The sequence below is a fragment of the Streptomyces sp. NPDC048002 genome (assembly GCF_040653275.1).
GTDB lineage: Bacteria > Actinomycetota > Actinomycetes > Streptomycetales > Streptomycetaceae > Streptomyces.
In genome coordinates, this window is the sequence record NZ_JBEZNL010000009.1 from 1 (window position 1) to 16,708 (window position 16,708).

Below are 16,708 nucleotides of genomic sequence, written 5' to 3' on the forward strand. Positions count from 1 at the left end.
CGCGTCGGCGCGGGCCGCGTGCACCAGCGCGCGGCCCGCGCAGCCGGCCACGCACTGGATGAGCAGCCCCAGTCCGAGCGTGCGCCACGCCACGGGCTGGTGCGGGGTGTGCGCGGCGACGGCGGTGGCCAGCGCCAGCCAGGCCACCGTGATCCGGCCGCAGACCACGGGCAGTTCGTCCAGCAGTCCGGTGACGGGGCGGGGCGGGCGCATGCGCGTGAGCAGGGTGGCCGCCACCAGCAGGGCGACCGTCAGCGGGTTGCGCTGGACGGAGGTGAGGGCCAGCGCGCCCAGCAGCGCGGCCACGGTGTCGGCGGCGAGCAGCGGCAGGGGTGAGGCCGGGCGCGGCCGGGGGCGGCGCACCGGGAAGCGGAAACCGGCGGTCGAGCCGCGCGGCGGCATGACGGCGACGGACGAGAATCCGGTGTCCCGTGCCCGCCTGCCGGGCGGTTGGAGGGTGCTGTCGGCGGTCACGAGTGGATGGACTCCCTGGACTGGGTGGGCACGGGGCGGTCGATCAGGTCGCGGTAGACCTCCGCGACGGTCTCCGCCGTGTGCCGCACGTCGTGCGTGGTCAGGACGTGCCGGCGGCCCTGGTGTCCGAGGGACTCGCGCAGCAGTGGGTCGCGCAGCAGTTCGGTGACGGCCGTGGCGAGCCGTGCCGGGTCGCGCGGGGGCACCAGGCAGTGCGGCGCGAGCGAGGGCGGCATGCTCTCCCGGGCCCCGTCCACCTCGGTCACCACCACCGGCCGGCCGCACGCCATCGCCTCCAGCGGGGCGAGCGCCATGCCCTCCCAGCGCGAGGGCAGGACGACCAGATCGGCGGCCCGGTACCAGGGGGCGGCGTCGGCGACGGCGCCCGCGAACACCACCGACCTCGGCGCCCGCGCCCGCAGCGGCCCGGCGTCCGGTCCGTCGCCGACCAGCACCAGCCGCGCCCCGGGCACCCGCTCCGCCACCGAGGCCCAGGCCCGCAGCAGCACGTCCTGCCCCTTCTGGCGGCACAGCCGTCCCACGCACACCACCAGCGGGGCCTCCGCCGGGAGGTCCGGCAGCAGTTCGGCTCGGACGGGGCCGGCGGGGGCGGGGCCGAAGCGCTCGGGGTCGATCCCGTTGGGGATCACCGTGTACCGGCCGCGGATCCCGGCGCGTACCCCGGTCAGCCGCTCCGCCTCGCTCACGCACACCACGCGCGAGGCCCAACGGGCACCCCGGCGTTCCCAGTTGAGCGCCAGTGCCGCGGTGGTGCCGCCGACCGCCTCGAACGACCAGGCGTGCGGCTGGAACACGGTGGGGATCCGGCCGCGCACCGCGAGCCGCCCCGCCAGACCGGCCTTGGCGCTGTGGGCGTGCACCAGATCGGGCCGCGCGTCCTCGATCAGGCGGGCGAGAAGGCGTACTTCCCGAACGAGTGTCGGACCCGGCGCGCGGGTCGCGGACCAGGCGCGTACGTCCGCTCCGAGCGCCCCCAGGGTGGTGGTCAGCGGGCTGTCGGGGCAGGCGACCGTGACGTGCAGACCGGCCGCGAGCTGGGCGCGGGCCAGGTCCGTCACGACGCGGGCGACTCCGCCGTCCACGGGCTGCGTCAGGTGCAGCACCCGGGGCGGACGGTCGGTGGCTGGCAGGTGCATTGCGCGGCTTCCTCGCTCATGGTGTCGCGGGGGACGGGCGGGGGATCGCGCCTCAGCTCAGGGCGCCGACGGCGACGAGGAGCGCGCCGGCCCACACCGCGCCCCGCTGGGAAACGAGCCGAACGGGCGGCGGGTCACCGCCGTTCGGCCGGGCCTTGTCCGGTTCGAACGAGGCCCGCAACTCTAGTGGCCGACCGGACTAATCCGTAGAAACCGGGCATGTGTGTCGGAATCGTGAAGCCGCCTCGTCGGGACATCACCCCTTTGGCGGCACAACCCCGGTGCGCGTCACGCGTTGACACAGCGCCGGGCATCCCCGCCCGGATGTTTGTGTCAACACCAAGGAGCACCTCTCCATGTCGCGTATCGCGAAGGGCCTGGTCCTTACGTCCGCCGCTGCCGCTGCCGTCGCGGGTGGCGCCGGCATCGCCTCCGCCGACGCCGGCGCGAACGGCGGCGCCGCCCACTCCCCGGGCGTGCTGTCGGGCAACGTCCTCCAGGTTCCGGTCCACGTTCCGGTCAACGTCTGTGGCAACACGGTCAACGTGATCGGTCTGCTGAACCCGGCGTTCGGCAACACCTGCGTCAACGACTGACGTCGCCGCGAAACCCCTTCACCGGCCGCTCTTCCGTGGATCCGCCACGGCGGGGCGGCCGTTTCGCGTTACCCCGAACGGGGGACCCCGTCGCCAGGTCCGTCGCGTCGCCTTGACAGCCCCTCTCACCAGGGAAGACGTGGTCCGAACGGGGCGCCGATGATTACGCAGAGCGCTCGAACGGTTGCAGAGCGCGTTCGACGCTTCCACGGTGGGCACAAGATCGAAGCACCACCGAAAGGAACACCCATGCGTGCCCTGCCCGCACGGCGTATCGCGGTCTCCGCACTCTGCGCCACTCTCCTGCTCGGAATCGCCGGGCCAGTCGCCACGGCTGCCGACGACTCCGCCCGTGAGCGCACCCACGCGGCGTCCCGTGCGCCCGTCCCCGGCGCGGACGCGCTGCTCGCCCAGACCGAGGCCCTGGGCGACCTCGGCGGTGTGCTCACCCCGGTCACCGACCTGCTGGAGGCCGCGCTCAAGGCCGACAACGGCCAACTGCCCGCCGCGGACGCCGAGAAGCTCGGCCAGGCCGTCAAGGACGCCATAGCCGAGGCCGCGGCGGCCGCCCCGGCAGCGGCGCCCGCCCTGCCGGCCGCCCCGGTCGCCGCACCCGCCCTGCCCGCCGCGCCGAGCCTGCCGGCCGCCAAGAGCGACGACTCCACGGCGCGCTCCGCGCTGCCGGCCGACGTCGTCGCCGACTCCCTCACCAGCCTCCAGACGGCGGTGAACACCCTGCTCACCGCCGTCACCTCCGGTGACGTGGGCCAGGTCGTCCCCGCCGTCACCGGCGTACTGACCGGCCTGGTCAACGTCGTCGCCGCCACCCTGCTCGGCGGCGGCCTGCCCGCGCCGAACCTGCCCGGACTGCCGGCCCTGCCGAGCCTGCCGGTGGAGGCCCCGAGCCTGCCGGTGGAGGCCCCGAGCCTGCCGGTGGAGGCCCCGAGCCTGCCGGTGGAGGCCCCGAGCCTGCCGGTCGAGGCGCCCGCGCTGCCGACCGGCGGTCTGCTGCCCACCTCCTGAACCGACCCGCGAAGCCCCGGGAACCGCACGCCGGCACCCGGGGCTCCGCCCTTCCCGCCCCTCCCGCGCTCCTCGCCGGGATCTCATATGAGGATGCGGCCCCGGGGTTTCCGCGCCGGGACAAGGTCGTTAGGCACGTCGTTAGAACTCCCCGTGGTGACCGTGCGTTGCCGAAGAAAGGAAGACGATGAAGTCCCTGAAGGCCGCCGCTGTCGTTGCCGGTTCCCTGGTCGTCGCGGGAGCGGCCGCGCCCGCGTTCGCGCACAGCCCCGCCGACCTCACGCCGACCAGCCTCACCGGCGCCGTGAACACGCTGACCAGCGGACGCCTGGCGCCCTCCGCCACCGACGCGCTCCCGCTCCAGCACCAGTCGGACGCTCTCGACACCGAGAACAAGGACTCCGTGCTCAACACCGTCAAGGGCGCGACCACCGCGCTGAACGCGGGCGGCGGCCTGCTCGGCGGCCTGCCCCTCCAGGGCTGACAGGACGCCCCGCACCGCCACGAGGGCCGGTTCCGCACCCGCGGAACCGGCCCTCGGCGCGTACCCGCCCGGCCCTGTTCGAGGCCCGGGTAACTCGTTCGTGTGGACAGGGCGCGGGAGGTCGCCCGGTCGGGTGAGAAGCGCCCGGAGGGGGTTCCGCGCCGTCGATAAGGTCGCGCGGTGACCTCAACCTCAAGCGAAAACCGCCCCTTCAGCGCGGCCGAACTCGGCACGCTCGTCGTGATGGCCTGGAGCGGCGAGGCCCCCGGCGGCGACATGCCCTACCTGCTCGCCTACACCCTCGGCGACGGCGCCGAGGGCCCCGAGGGTTCCACCCGGGCCGTCGAGGCGCTCCTGGAGCGCAACGACCTGCCGGTCGGCGGCGACCTCGTCGACGGCAACGCCCGGCCCAGCCTGCCCGTCAGCCTGCTCGTCGAGGCCGGCCAGGCCGTCGTCAACATGCCCGGCTTCAACGCCCAGTGCTCCCCGCCGCCGGAGTGGATCGAGGCCGTGGCCGAACGCGGCTTCGCCTACTTCGTGTTCACCACCCGCCCCTGGCCCGAGGCGGAGCCCGGCAAGCCCGTCGACCCCGAGGCGCTGGCCGCGTTCGCGGGCGCGGACGAGACCCTCAACGCCGCCGCGCACGTCGTCCTGCCGGCCCGCAGCCTGCGCTGATGGCCGCGACCGCGGGACGGTCCGCGCGGACCGTGGGCGCGGGCTGGGGCTTCGCCCTGCTGCTGGTGCTCACCGGGGCCGCCGGACTGCTGGCCTCCTGGGTCATCACCATCGACAAGTTCAAGCTGCTGGAGGACCCGGACTTCACCCCGGGGTGCAGCCTGAACCCGGTGGTGTCCTGCGGCAGCGTGATGGAGAGCGACCAGGCCGAGGCCTTCGGCTTCCCCAACCCGATGCTGGGCCTGGTCGCCTACGGAGTCGTCGTCTGCGTCGGTGTCGGCCTGTGGGCCGGCGCCCGCTTCCCGCGCTGGTACTGGCTGACCTTCGCGGCGGGCTGTCTGTTCGGCGTCGGCTTCGTCTCCTGGCTCCAGTTCGAGTCGCTGTACCGGATCAACGCCCTGTGCCTGTGGTGCTGTCTGGCGTGGGTCGCCACCATCGTCCTCTTCTGGTACGTCGTCGCGCTGCTCGTCCGTACCGGGCTCGTGCCCGCTCCGGCCTGGCTGGCCGGGTTCCTCGGCGAGTTCGCCTGGGTGCCCCCGGTGCTGCACCTCGGCGTCGTCGGGATGCTGATCCTGACCCGCTGGTGGGATTTCTGGACGAGCTGACCGGCCGACGGGCGTACTGCCGACTGTCGTACTGCCGACTGTCGTGCTGGCGGCTTTCGTGCTGGCGGCTTTCGTGCGGACGACGGCCTTACTGACGATGGTCTTACTGGCGACGGTCACACTGGCGAAGATCCTACTACTGCGGCGATCGGGCGAATTCCGCGCTGCCGTGGTCCCGGAGTCGTTGTGCGGTACGGACGTCGTTCCACCGAGACCCTGGAAGGGACCACAGCTGAGATGAAGTCGACCACCCGAGGAACCCTGGCCGCCGTAGTCGCGGGCGTCGCGGCCGCGGTGGCCTCCGCCACCCCCGCCACCGCGGTCGGCACGGTCCCGGTCCCGGTGCCGCTGGACGGCGTGGAGAAGTCCCTCAACATCGAACTCCCGAAGATCGGCGGCGAGCTGCCCCTGCCCGTGCCGGGAGCCCCCGAGGGCCCGCGGTACGTCGAGGGCCGGCTCATCCCCGAGCGGGCGGTCCCGCAGCTCCCGGTCAGCGGCGGTCTGCCCGGCGTGGGCCTGCGCGCCCCGCTGCCGCGGCTCCTCGGCGACGACTTCGACCACGTCGCCCTCGACGCCCCCGCCTCCGACCTGCGCACCCTGGCCCCGGGGCTGACCCTGGACGCCCCGCTCACCCCGCCGAACCCGGACCACTTCGGCCTGCCGGAGCCCAAGCTGCCGGAGGTGGGTGTGCTCACCCCGCTCCTGCAGACCGTGCCCGGCGCCTCCCTGGCGATGGGGCCGGGCCTGTAGCCGTCGGCGATGTGGGCCCGGGGCGCGCCGCGCCCGTCGGGCCCTTTCGCCTTTCCGGGGTACGGGCGGTGACCGGCCGGGCCGCCGGGAGGTTACCGCTATGACAAACCAACCGGATGAGGAGCGCGCGATGGCAGGTGGCGGCGTGACGGCGGGAGCGGAGCGCGCGACGCGGGGCAGGGCGGGACCGGGACGGCGCCCGGGGAGCCGCCGGGCCGTACTGCGGCGGCTCCTCGCCGCGGCCGGGGCGCTGGCGACGGCACCGGTGATCGCGGCCTCCCGGCCACCGGCCCCCGAGCGGACCCGGGAGGCCCCCGGGGGCAGGGCCTTCGACGAGACCTACCGGGGGCGGCACCTGCGCGGCGTCCGCCTCTCGGCGGGCGGCGCCTGCGGCCCCGAGCAGTGGTACGTCACCGTCGACGGCACCCCGCTGCACCTGATGCGCCGCGCGGACGGCACCTGGCTGAGCATGGTCGACCACTACTGCACCTACGCCGCACCGCTGGACGCGGCCCGGGCGGCGGTGGACGAACTCGGGCCGGGCGAACAGCTGTGTGACACACGGACCGGGACAGGGGGAACCCATGGCGTACACGCGTAAGGACGTCAGCACACTGACCGTCACCGAACGGCGGCGGCTGGTGAAGGCGCTGCTGGAACTCAAACGACGCGGCGAGTACGACGAGTTCGTCCGGATGCACATCGAGTACTACGTCGCCGACGGCGAGGGCGGACTGCGCACCGCCCACATGGCGCCCTCCTTCCTGCCCTGGCACCGGCGGTTCCTGCTGGACCTGGAGCGGGCGCTGCGCCGGATCGACTCCTCGGTGACCCTGCCGTACTGGGACTGGACCAAGGACCGGACCGCGAGCGCGGCGCCCTGGACGGCGGATCTGCTCGGCGGGAACGGACGGAGTTTCGACCGGCAGGTGATGACCGGGCCGTTCGCCTACGCCCAGGGCAACTGGCCCCTGCGGGAACGGGTGACCGACCGCAGGTTCCTCACCCGGGACCTGGGCCGGTCCCGAGACCCGATCGCCCTGCCCACCAAGGGCGACCTGGAGGCGGCGCTGGCGGACCCCGTCTACGACGTGTCGCCGTGGAACTCCACCTCCGGCAAGGGATTCCGCAACCGGCTGGAGGGATGGGCCCCCGGTCGCGGCCCGGTCGCCTGGCGCACCCACAACCGGGTGCACCGCTGGGTCGGCGGTGACATGGTCGGCGGCGCCTCCGTCAATGACCCGGTGTTCTGGCTGCACCACGCCTTCATCGACCTGTGCTGGACCCGCTGGCAGCGGCGGCACAAGGTGCACCGCTATCTGCCCGCCAAGCAGCCCGCCGTCGGGAACGAGCAGCGCGGGCGGGTCGTCGCCCGGCACGAGAAGCTGCCGCCGTGGGACGTGACGCCGGACCAGCTGGAGGACGTCAGCGCGATCTACCGGTACGGGTGAGCGCGGTTCGCCGACCGCGTGCGGAAAGGGGGAGAGCCCCGGCGCTCGGAGGTGCCGGGGCTCTCGTCCGTACGGGGAAGTACGGGGGTGGTGCGGGTGGTGCGGGTTCTGCGGGTGTTGCTGGTACTGCTGGTACTGCTGGTACTGCGAGGGTCGACGAGGCGTCAGCCGCCGTAGCCGTAGCCGCCGTCGTCGTGCGAGCGCTCGTCGTCGGCGGCGTTGACGCAGGTGTTGCCGAAGGCCGGGTTCAGCAGGCCGATCACGTCGACGGTGTTCCCGCACAGGTTGACCGGCACGTTGACCGGGACCTGGATGAGGTTGCCGGACCCGACGCCGGGCGAGTGCTCGGCCATGCCGTTGGCGCCCGCGTCCGCCAGGGCCATTCCGGCCCCGCCGACGACCATGGCACCGGTGCCCATGGCGACCGCGGCCGCCTTCGCGATGCGCGACATCACGTTTCTCCTTTGGTTCGGTGAGCTGGGCGGCAGGGTGCGCCGCCGCACTTCCCGTTCAACGCGGAGGGGCGCGGCTGGTCACGGCGATCACGCCGGGATCACCCCGGGCGTTAACCCGTGCGGTGGTGCGGGCGGTGGTGGGGGCGGTGGCGCGTGCCGTGGTGCGGGCTGCCCGGGAGCACGGATCAGGGCAGGAGACGCACCGGGGAACCCGCCAGGAAGGCCCGGATGTTCTCGACGGCCTGGCCGTAGTACGTACGGTAGTTGGCCCGGGAGACGTAGCCGAGGTGCGGGGTGGCCAGCAGTCGGGGCGCCGTGCGCATCGGGTGGCCGGCGGGGAGCGGTTCGATGTCGAAGACGTCCACCGCCGCCCCGGCGATCCGGCCCGCGTGGAGCGCGGCCAGCAGGGCCTCCTGGTCGACGAGGGCCGAGCGGGAGGTGTTGACCAGGTAGGCGGTCGGCTTGAGCAGGGCGAGTTCCGGGGCGCCCAGCAGGCCGCGGGTGCGGTCGCCGAGCGCGAGATGGACCGAGACGAAGTCGCTGCGGGCCAGGAGCTCCTCCTTGCTCGCCGCCCGCTCCACGCCCACCTCCTGCGCCCGTTCCGCGGTGAGGTTCTGACTCCAGGCGCTGACCTCCATGCCGAACGCGAGCCCCACCCGCGCCACTTGGCCGCCGATCCGGCCCAGTCCCAGCAGACCCAGCCGGCTGCCGTGCAGGTCGGCGCCGACGGTGGACTGCCAGGGCCCGCCGGAGCGCAGGGCGCCGTTCTCCGTCACGAGGCCGCGGGCCAGGCCCAGCAGCAGGGCCCAGGTCAGCTCCACGGGAGGCGTCGAGGAACTGGCCGTACCGCACACGGTGACGCCGTGCTCCCGGGCCGCGGCGTAGTCGATCACGCTGTTGCGCATGCCGGAGGCGATCAGCAGCCGCAGCCGGGGGAGACGGGCGAACAGGGAGGCGGGGAAGGACACGCGCTCGCGCAGGGTGACGACGATGTCGAACTCCGCGAGCGCGGCGGCCAGCGCGTCCTCGTCCGTGAAGTGCGCGTCGAAGGAGACCACTTCGACGTCGGCGGCGACCGGCGACCAGTCGGCGAGTTCGGTCGCGACCTGCTGGAAGTCGTCGAGGACGGCACAGCGCAGGGGCACGGGAGATCCTTCCGGGGGCTCGGGCCTGTTCCCGCGCGACCTTACGCGTCGCGCAGGAAGAGGGCGCTGGTGAGGACGCCGAGGAGGGCGAGGGCGGCGTTCACCAGGATCGCCACCTTCAGCCCGGCGAGCATGGCCGCGGCGCCGGTGCCGGTCATCGCGGCGGTGGCGACGGCGCTCATGACCGGCGTGCCCATGGTGATGCCGATCTGTTGGGTCATCGTGGCGAGTCCGGTGGCCAGCCCCTGTTCGTGGTCGGCGAGCCCCGAGGTGGCGGTGACCATGAAGCCCACGATGACAAGCATGTTGCCCACGCCGCCGGCGAAGGTCGCGGTCAGCAGCAGCCACATCCACGAGCTGCCCTCGCCGAGGCCCAGCAGGGCTGCGGTGGACACGGTCTGGAGCAGGCCGCCCGCGATCAGGGTCCGCCTGCGTCCGATCGTTCCGATGACCCTCGGGGCCAGGAAGCCGCCCACCACGGTTCCGGCGCCGAGCACCCCGAAGGACAGTCCGGCGGCGAGCGGGGAGAAGCCGAGCACCTCCTGGAGGTACAGGGTCAGCAGGAAGACCAGGGAGGTCTCGGTGAGGAAGGCGAGCAGACCGGCGACGTTGCCCCAGGCCACCGAGCGCTTGCGGAGCACGGTGACCGGCACCAGGGGCGCGGACACCCGGCGCTCGACGGCGACGAACACCAGCAGCAGCGCGGCGCCCGCGGCGAGCGGCACCAGGGCGTCCGCCGAGCCCCAGCCCCGCTCACCGGCCCGCGTCAGCCCGAGGACGACGGCCAGCAGACCGAGCGTGACCGCGACGGCGCCGGGCACGTCCAGCCGGGGGCGCGCCGCGGGCCGCGACTCCTTCAGGACCGTCGGGGCGACCACCAGCACGGCCAGCGCGACGGGCACGTTGATGAAGAACGCCCAGCGCCACGACAGCAGGTCGGTCAGCAGGCCGCCGAGCACGGCGCCGGTGGTGAACCCGGCGGACATCAGGGCCCCGTTGAGTCCGAGGGCCTTCTCGCGCAGCGGCCCCTCCGGGAACGAGGTGGTCAGCAGCGAGAGCCCGGCCGGGGTCACCGCGGCGGTGGCCAGCCCCTGGAAGACCCGGGCCACGATCAGCACCTCCGGACTCTGCGCCAGGCCCCCGACCAGCGAGGCCGCCGCCAGGACGACGAGTCCGCCCAGGAACAGCCGGCGGCGGCCGAAGAGATCGGCGATCCGCCCGAAGAGCAGGGTGAATCCGGCCGCGCACAGCGCGAACGCCGTGGCGATCCACTGGAGATGGGCCAGCGAGAAGCCGAGGCCCGCGCCGATCACCGGGAGGGCCACGTTCAGGATGGAGAAGTCCACGGCCAGCATGAACTGGGCCGCGAGCAGCAGCACCAGCACCAGCCTGAGGCGGGGGGTGAGCGCGGTGGCCGGAGCGGAGCCGGCCTCCTTCGTATCGGTCGCATCGGTGACGGACATGACGTCGAGACCTCTTCCTCACGGTTCCCGGCGGGGCTGCGCCACGGGGCGCCCCATGCGCCGTCGGGGACATGGTCGTTACGGAGGAAAGGCTGGTCGGCGCCCGGGACCCCAGCCAGATCCCTGTCGCGCACAGCCGGCGTGAGGGTAGTCGTCGCAGGACCACCCTCACCCGCCCCGTCGGCCGGGAGCGGCGGGCATCATGGGAAGCCAGTGACCGCAGCCCGCCGCACCGCGCCGACCTGGAGGCATGGATGGCCGCCCCGTCCGAACTGGGAGAGTTCCTCAAGTCCCGCCGTGCCGCGCTGCGCCCGGAGGAGGTCGGCATCGCGCCGCACCCCACGCGCCGCCGCGTCACGGGGCTGCGCCGGGAGGAGCTCGCGATGCTCGCCGGGGTCAGCATCACCCACTACACCCGGCTCGAACAGGGCCGGGCGACCGGAGTCTCCGACAGTGTGCTGGAGGCGCTCGCGCGCACCCTGCGCCTCAGCGCCGACGAGACGGCCCACCTCAAGACCCTCGCCAGGCCGGCCGCGTCGTCGTCCCGTCCCGCACCCGCGCGGGCGGAGCACGTCGGCACCTCCGCACGGCAGTTGCTGGCGGCCATGACCGAGGTCCCGGCCCTGGTCCTGGACCGGCGCGGCGACGTCCTCGCCTGGAACCGGCTCGGCCACGCCCTCCTCGCCGGGCACCTGGCGGCCGGGAGCCCCGACACTCCCGCCACCCGCCCCAACCTGACCAGGATGCTCTTCCTGGACGAGCGGTACCGGAACCTGTACCCGGACTGGAACGAGGAGGCCCAACTCGCGGTGGCCTCCCTGCGCCTGATCGCCGCCCGCCACCCCGACGACCGGGCCCTGGCCGAACTCGTGGGCCAACTGATGCTCCGCTCGGACGAGTTCGCGACACGCTGGTCCCGGCACCCGGTGCGCACCTGCACCTCCGGCCTGAAGCGCCTGCGCCACCCGCTGGTCGGCGAGCTGGAACTCAGCTTCGAGAACCTGCTCGTCCCCGGCCCCGGAGACCACCGCCTGATCGCCTACACGGCCGAGCCGGGCACCCCGTCGGACGCGGCCCTGCGCCTGCTGGCGAGCGTGCCGGCGGCGTCCGTCGCGTCCGCCGAGTCCGTCGCGTCCGCCGAGTCCGTCGCGTCCGCCGAGTCCGTCGCGTCCGCCGAGTCCGCGGCTACGGCGGTCAGGCGGACCGAGGCACGATACTGACCGCGCGGTAGTCGTACCCGTCCTGCTTGAAGCCGGGTGCCTCCCACGTGAGGTCCACCTGCTCCCCGGGCGACAGGGTGCGGAAGCCGGGCCGCGCGATATCGGAGTAGTGGCCGAAACAACCACCAGGAGTCTCGGCGGAGTCGAGCACGCCCCAGCCTTCCTCGTCGTACCACTCACGAACGGTCGCAGTCACCATGACCAGCACCCTACGGGCTTCGTCCCGGGGTGAGTGAAACGGCCACTGACCAGCAAAAAGCCCTCCCGGAGGAGAGCTGTGAAATGGCGCCCCCGGCAGGACTCGAACCTGCGGCCAAGCGCTTAGAAGGCGCCTGCTCTATCCACTGAGCTACGGGGGCCGGTGTGGTGGCCTCTGTCGTGGTGCCCGGGTGCGGGCTGATCCTTGACGTTGCCGGGGACAAGGATAGGGCTCCCGCGTCCTTGTCCCTGTTGCTTCGCCTCCGTGACCCTATGTGGAGGTTCAGTGAAGCGGTCCTGATAATCGCAGGCAGGTACGAATCGTGCACCGCTTTTGGCCTCTGGCGCACCGGGTGTTGTGCACTCGTTATGCCTGGACTGTGCCGGTGTCCCAGTCGCCCCTTCCGTCCCTTCTGTTCTGTCGGCGCGCAGACATGCTCATATGCTTCAGAATTCCCCTAAAATTGGGCATTCTTCACATGTGGTGACCTTGGACGTACGGCCTCAGCTGATCGACGCACTCTCCGCTCTGCGCGACCGTGTCGCAGCCGCACGCTTTCCGCTCCCGCTGGCCGGGGCGCCACGCGCGCGTGCCAACCGCGACGAACTGCTCGCCCAGCTCGACGACTACTTGGTGCCCCGGTTGAGAGAACCTGAAGCACCCCTGCTGGCGGTGGTGGGCGGTTCCACCGGGGCCGGCAAGTCGACGCTGGTCAACTCCCTCGTGGGCCGCCGCGTCAGCGAGGCGGGCGTGCTGCGGCCCACGACACGGACCCCGGTGCTCGTCTGCCATCCGGAGGATCACCACTGGTTCAGTGGCATGCGCGTGCTGCCCGACCTCACCCGCGTGTGGGTGCCCCAGCAGGATCCCGGCGACGATCTCCTGCTGCCCGGCGAGGACCCCACGCGCGTGCTCCGCGTCGAGACCGCCGACACGATCCCGCGCGGCCTCGCGCTCCTCGACGCGCCCGACGTCGACTCGCTCGTCGCCGACAACCGCGTCCTCGCCGCCGAACTGATCTGCGCCGCCGACATCTGGGTCATGGTCACGACCGCCGCACGCTACGCCGACGCCGTCCCCTGGCACCTGCTGCGCACCGCCAAGGAGTACGACGTCACCCTCGTCACCGTCCTGGACCGCGTACCGCACCAGGTCGTCTCCGAGGTCTCCCGGCAGTACGGCGCCCTGCTCACCAAGGCCGGACTCGGCAGCGTGCCCCGCTTCACCGTCCCCGAGCTGCCCGAGTCGGCGTGGGGCGGCGGGCTGCTGCCCGCCAGCGCGGTGGCGTCGCTGCGCACCTGGCTGGTGCACCAGACCCAGGACCCGGTCGCCCGCCAGCACGTCATGGCCCGTACCGCCTACGGCGTCCTCGACTCCCTCAAGGCCCGCATGCCGGAGCTCGCCGGCGCGGCGGCGGCCCAATACGCCGCCGCCCTCCGCCTCACCGCCGCCGTCGAGTCCGCGTACGACAGCGAGCACGCGCGCGTGCGGGGGCGGCTCCAGTCCGGTGCCGTGCTCGCCGGTGACGCCCTCAAGCGCTGGCGCGCCTTCCCCCTCGACTGCTCCGCCGGTGAGCTGCTCGACGCCCTCGCCGAGAGCCTCGCGGCGCTCCTGCTGTGCGCCGTCACGGCCGCCGACGAGCGCGTCGACGAGGCATGGCGCCGCGAACCGGCGTCCGCCGCGCCCGGCCTCCGGGACCGCGACCCCGCCCTGGAGAGCGCCGAGCACCGCATCGGTCTCGCCGTGCGGCGCTGGCTGCGCGAGCTGGAGGAGTGCGCCGAGGAGGAGGTGCGCGAGATGGACAATGGCGTGGCGCCCGATCCGGAGGCAGTCGCCGCCCTCGTGGCCACCGCGCTGCTGGGCGGCCGCCGCGCCCGCGCGGCCGGGGAGCGGCTCGCCGAGCGCATCGGCGCCCATGGCGCGCTGCGGCTGCGCGACCGCGGCGGCAGGCTGCTCGCCGAGCACCTGGACCGGGTGATGCTCGCCGAACGCGAGCGCAGGCTCGCGCCCCTCGACGCCCTCGACGTCCATCCCGAGCCCCAGGCCGAACTCATCGCCGCCCTGTCGGTACTGCAGAAGGAGAGGTGACCGGTGACCGCCGTCACTGACCAGGACCACGACCCGCGGCACGGCGAGCCCGCCGAGGACGACACCGCCGGAGACGACGCCGCGCGGACCGGTGGGAAGGCCGGGAGCGCCGAACATGCCGAGCACGCGGAGAACGAGCACGACACGCCCGGGGCCGACGCCGGCCCCGGCCCCGGCGTCGGTCGTAAGGATGCCGGCCGGGCGTCCGGACGCGGGCACGCGCGCGTACCCGCGGACTCCGGTTCCGGGAGCGCGCCCGAGGAGCCCGGCGCCGGACCGGACTCCGGACCCGCCTGGGACGACGGGCTCATCGCCCGCCGGGTGAACGAGGGCGACGCCGAGCAGCCCGTACCCGCCGTGGAGAGCCGGGCGTCCGTGCCGCAGGGGGCTCCGACACTGGCGTACGACGGCGCCCTGCGCTCGCGGCTCGACGCGCTGCGCGAACTCGTGGGGCTGTCCCGCGCCCGGCTCGACAGCCGGACCCTCGCCGAGGCCGGCCGGGTCCTCGACGAGGCCACCGCGCGGCGCCGGCTCTCCGGCGAGCACACGGTGATCGCCATCGCGGGCGCGACCGGCAGCGGCAAGTCGCAGCTGTTCAACACGCTGGCCGGGGTGACCATCTCGGAGACCGGAGTGCGCCGCCCGACCACCGCCGCGCCCATCGCGTGCAGCTGGAGCGACGGCGCGGCCGCGCTGATCGACCGGCTCGGCATCCCGCCCCGGCTGCGCCGGCGCCCCGCCCAGCACACGGACGCCGACGGGCAGTTGCGCGGACTGGTCCTGGTGGACCTGCCCGACCACGACTCCGCGGCCGTGCAGCACCGCGAGCAGGTGGACCGCGTGCTGAACCTCGTCGACGCGGTCATCTGGGTCGTCGACCCGGAGAAGTACGCGGACGCCATGCTGCACGAGCGGTATCTGCGGCCCATGGCGGGCCACGCCGAGGTCATGTTCGTCGTGCTCAACCAGATCGACCGGCTGCCCGGCGAGGCGGCCGAGCAGGTCCTCGACGACCTGCGGCGCCTGCTGGACGAGGACGGCATCGCGCTCGGCGAGTACGGCGAACCGGGCGCCACCGTCCTCGCGCTGTCCGCGCTCACCGGCGACGGCGTCGGTGAACTGCGCGAGGTGCTCGGCCAGTTCGTCGGGGAGCGGGGCGCTGCGGCGCGCCGGATCTCCGCCGACGTGGACACGGCCGCGTGGCAGCTGCGGCCCGTGTACGCCACCTCCCGGCACGGCGGGCTCAGCGAGGAAGCCCGCGACGAGTTCGCCGCCCGGCTCGCCGACGCCGTGGGCGCGACCGCGGCCGGGGAGGCCGCCGAGCGCGCCTGGCTGCGCAACGCCAACCGCGCCTGTGGCACGCCGTGGCTGCGGCTGTGGCGGTGGTACCAGGACCGGATGGAACCCCCGACCGGACGGTTCCCGTTGCGGTCCCAGGCGGACGAGGAGGCCACCGCGCGCCAGCGGGTGGAGCAGGCGGTGCGCACGGTCGCCGAGCGGGCCTCGGCCGGGCTTCCGGCGCCGTGGGCCCAGGCGGTACGGGAGGCCGCCGTCCGCGGCTCCCAGGGTCTGCCCGAGGCCCTCGACGACCTGGCGGCGAAGGCGGGGCTGCCGCCGGGCCGGCCGCCGAGGCCGGGCTGGTGGCCGGCGGCCGTGCTGGTGCAGGCGTCGATGACGCTGCTCCAGGTCGTCGGGGGGCTGTGGCTGGCCGCGCAGATCGCGGGTGTCATGGCGCCGAACCTGGGCGTGCCGGTGCTGCTGATGGTGGCCGGCATCGTCGGCGGTCCGCTCGTGGAGTGGGGCTGCCGGATGGCGGCGCGGGGGCCCGCCCGGCGCTACGGCGCGGAGGCGGAGAGACGACTGCGGGAGGCGGCCGCCGGGTGCGGCCGGGCGCGGGTACTGGATCCGTTGGCCGCGGAACTGCTTCGGTACCGGGAGGTCCGGGAGCAGTACGGGCGGGTTTGCGGGGTGGGGTCCGGGTGACCTTCGGCGAGTGAGGTGCGGGGGCGGGCTCGGCGACTGATCGCCCGTGGGTGACGGTTGGTGGTCGGTGGCTCATGTGGACGTGGGGCTTCGCGGGATGCGGAGCCCCACGTTCGCGTTGCGGGGTTTTCCACAGGCGCGGGGGTGGTCCACAGGGCGCGGCGGGCTCGGTCCGGCGGGTGCAGTCTGGCTTCGCGGCGATACGCGGCGATACGCGGAAGACGCGGTCGGCGCGGCAGACGCAGCCGTACGGGACGGGCCCGTACGTGGATCCGCCCGGACCTGGTGAGCCGGGCGAGTGAGGGGCGCACGATGAACGAGACAACCATCTCCGTGGTGGGCAACGTGGCGACGCAGCCGGTGTACCGGGAGGCGGTGACGGGGCCGTCCGCGCGGTTCCGGCTGGCCGTGACGGCGCGTTATCTGGATCGCGAGAGGAACGAGTGGACGGACGGGCACACCAACTTCTTCACGGTGTGGGCCAATCGACAGCTCGCCACCAACGCGGCGGCCTCGCTGACCGTCGGCGACCCCGTGCTCGTCCAGGGGAGGCTGAAGGTCCGCTCGGAGGTGCGGGACCAGCAGACCTGGACCTCGGCGGACATCGAGGCGGTGGCGATCGGCCACGATCTCGCGCGGGGCACGTCGGCCTTCCGCCGCCCGGGCCGGCCGGAACCGGCCGCGAACGCCACGCCGCCCCGGCCGGAGCCGGACTGGGAGACACCGGTGGGTCCGGCGGACGACTCGACGGGGGAGGCGGCGGCCGGCCCGATGACGGCCGGATCGATGGAGGCCGGCCCGATGACGGCCCGGTCGATGGCGGCCGGTCCGCCGGCTCAACAAGTTCCCCAGACGGCAGCGGTGACATGACGTCACCACCAGACGGGCCGATCTGACCGTTATTCGGCTTATCGATGGCTTCACCTCGACCCATCCCGGT

The 16,708-nt window shown here is 73.8% G+C and carries 17 protein-coding genes, 1 tRNA gene and 1 pseudogene; 12 read left to right on the forward strand and 7 right to left on the reverse strand.

The features are described 5' to 3' along the window. Positions 1-474 (reverse strand): annotated as a pseudogene (locus AB0E07_RS14285) (transferase); the annotation flags it as partial. Then, positions 471-1,631 (reverse strand): glycosyltransferase, encoded by a 1,161-nt coding sequence (locus tag AB0E07_RS14290; protein WP_362250280.1) that lies wholly within the window; start codon positions 1,629-1,631, stop codon positions 471-473. The pseudogene AB0E07_RS14285 and the gene AB0E07_RS14290, both read right to left, overlap by 4 nt. Before the next feature lie 356 nt (positions 1,632-1,987). On the opposite strand from AB0E07_RS14290, the gene AB0E07_RS14295 reads away from it, so the two are divergent. The 8 genes from AB0E07_RS14295 (at position 1,988) to AB0E07_RS14330 (ending at position 7,215) form a co-directional block, all read left to right on the forward strand. Continuing rightward, on the forward strand, positions 1,988-2,227 hold the full coding sequence (locus tag AB0E07_RS14295; protein ID WP_351924300.1) for a chaplin: 240 nt from the start codon (positions 1,988-1,990) through the stop codon (positions 2,225-2,227). Positions 2,228-2,476: 249 nt separating this feature from the next. Beyond that, complete coding sequence (locus AB0E07_RS14300; RefSeq protein ID WP_362250283.1) at positions 2,477-3,250, forward strand: hypothetical protein; 774 nt, start codon at positions 2,477-2,479, stop codon at positions 3,248-3,250. A 187-nt stretch (positions 3,251-3,437) separates the two neighbouring features. Beyond that, positions 3,438-3,734, forward strand: coding sequence for a hypothetical protein (locus AB0E07_RS14305; RefSeq protein WP_362250286.1), 297 nt, complete (start codon positions 3,438-3,440; stop codon positions 3,732-3,734). Between the two features lie 180 nt (positions 3,735-3,914). Further along, entirely contained in the window at positions 3,915-4,409 is a 495-nt protein-coding gene (locus AB0E07_RS14310; RefSeq protein ID WP_362250289.1) for a DUF5949 family protein, read from the forward strand. After that, complete coding sequence (locus tag AB0E07_RS14315) at positions 4,409-5,014, forward strand: vitamin K epoxide reductase family protein (RefSeq protein WP_362250292.1); 606 nt, start codon at positions 4,409-4,411, stop codon at positions 5,012-5,014. Before AB0E07_RS14310 ends, AB0E07_RS14315 begins: the two co-directional genes overlap by 1 nt. 237 nt (positions 5,015-5,251) lie before the next feature. After that, a complete protein-coding gene (locus AB0E07_RS14320; RefSeq protein WP_362250295.1) occupies positions 5,252-5,764 on the forward strand; it encodes a hypothetical protein in 513 nt (170 codons plus the stop codon). A 130-nt stretch (positions 5,765-5,894) separates the two neighbouring features. Further along, positions 5,895-6,365, forward strand: coding sequence for a tyrosinase family oxidase copper chaperone (locus tag AB0E07_RS14325; RefSeq protein ID WP_362250298.1), 471 nt, complete (start codon positions 5,895-5,897; stop codon positions 6,363-6,365). Beyond that, complete coding sequence (locus AB0E07_RS14330; protein WP_362250301.1) at positions 6,349-7,215, forward strand: tyrosinase family protein; 867 nt, start codon at positions 6,349-6,351, stop codon at positions 7,213-7,215. The genes AB0E07_RS14325 and AB0E07_RS14330 overlap by 17 nt, the downstream gene beginning before the upstream one ends. 164 nt (positions 7,216-7,379) lie before the next feature. Here AB0E07_RS14330 and AB0E07_RS14335 read toward each other — a convergent pair whose 3' ends face one another. From AB0E07_RS14335 to AB0E07_RS14345, 3 genes are all read right to left on the reverse strand, one after another. After that, complete coding sequence (locus AB0E07_RS14335) at positions 7,380-7,667, reverse strand: chaplin (RefSeq protein WP_362250304.1); 288 nt, start codon at positions 7,665-7,667, stop codon at positions 7,380-7,382. A 188-nt stretch (positions 7,668-7,855) separates the two neighbouring features. Further along, positions 7,856-8,815: a D-2-hydroxyacid dehydrogenase family protein gene (locus AB0E07_RS14340; RefSeq protein WP_362250306.1), complete on the reverse strand. Its 960-nt coding sequence runs from the start codon at positions 8,813-8,815 to the stop codon at positions 7,856-7,858. Positions 8,816-8,856: 41 nt separating this feature from the next. Continuing rightward, complete coding sequence (locus AB0E07_RS14345; protein WP_362250309.1) at positions 8,857-10,278, reverse strand: MFS transporter; 1,422 nt, start codon at positions 10,276-10,278, stop codon at positions 8,857-8,859. Between the two features lie 254 nt (positions 10,279-10,532). Here AB0E07_RS14345 and AB0E07_RS14350 point away from each other — a divergent pair, with 254 nt between their 5' ends. Further along, positions 10,533-11,498, forward strand: coding sequence for a helix-turn-helix transcriptional regulator (locus AB0E07_RS14350; protein ID WP_362250312.1), 966 nt, complete (start codon positions 10,533-10,535; stop codon positions 11,496-11,498). Here AB0E07_RS14350 and AB0E07_RS14355 read toward each other — a convergent pair. After that, positions 11,473-11,697, reverse strand: a complete 225-nt coding sequence (locus AB0E07_RS14355; protein ID WP_362250315.1) for a cold shock domain-containing protein — start codon at positions 11,695-11,697, stop codon at positions 11,473-11,475. The genes AB0E07_RS14350 and AB0E07_RS14355 overlap by 26 nt on opposite strands. Positions 11,698-11,781: 84 nt before the next feature. Next, a tRNA-Arg gene (locus tag AB0E07_RS14360) sits at positions 11,782-11,857 on the reverse strand. Positions 11,858-12,177: 320 nt separating this feature from the next. Between AB0E07_RS14360 and AB0E07_RS14365 the strand changes: the two genes are divergently transcribed. The 3 genes from AB0E07_RS14365 to AB0E07_RS14375 all read left to right on the forward strand — a co-directional run bounded on the left by AB0E07_RS14365 (position 12,178) and on the right by AB0E07_RS14375 (position 16,638). Further along, positions 12,178-13,785, forward strand: a complete 1,608-nt coding sequence (locus tag AB0E07_RS14365) for a dynamin family protein (RefSeq protein WP_362250317.1) — start codon at positions 12,178-12,180, stop codon at positions 13,783-13,785. A gap of 3 nt (positions 13,786-13,788) precedes the next feature. Next, positions 13,789-15,768 carry a GTP-binding protein gene (locus AB0E07_RS14370; RefSeq protein ID WP_362250320.1) on the forward strand — a complete coding sequence of 660 codons (1,980 nt, stop codon included), beginning with the start codon at positions 13,789-13,791 and terminating at the stop codon, positions 15,766-15,768. A gap of 312 nt (positions 15,769-16,080) precedes the next feature. After that, the gene (locus AB0E07_RS14375; RefSeq protein ID WP_362250322.1) at positions 16,081-16,638 is read left to right on the forward strand and encodes a single-stranded DNA-binding protein; all 558 of its coding nucleotides are present in this window, start codon (positions 16,081-16,083) and stop codon (positions 16,636-16,638) included. The last annotated feature ends 70 nt before the right edge of the window (positions 16,639-16,708 follow it).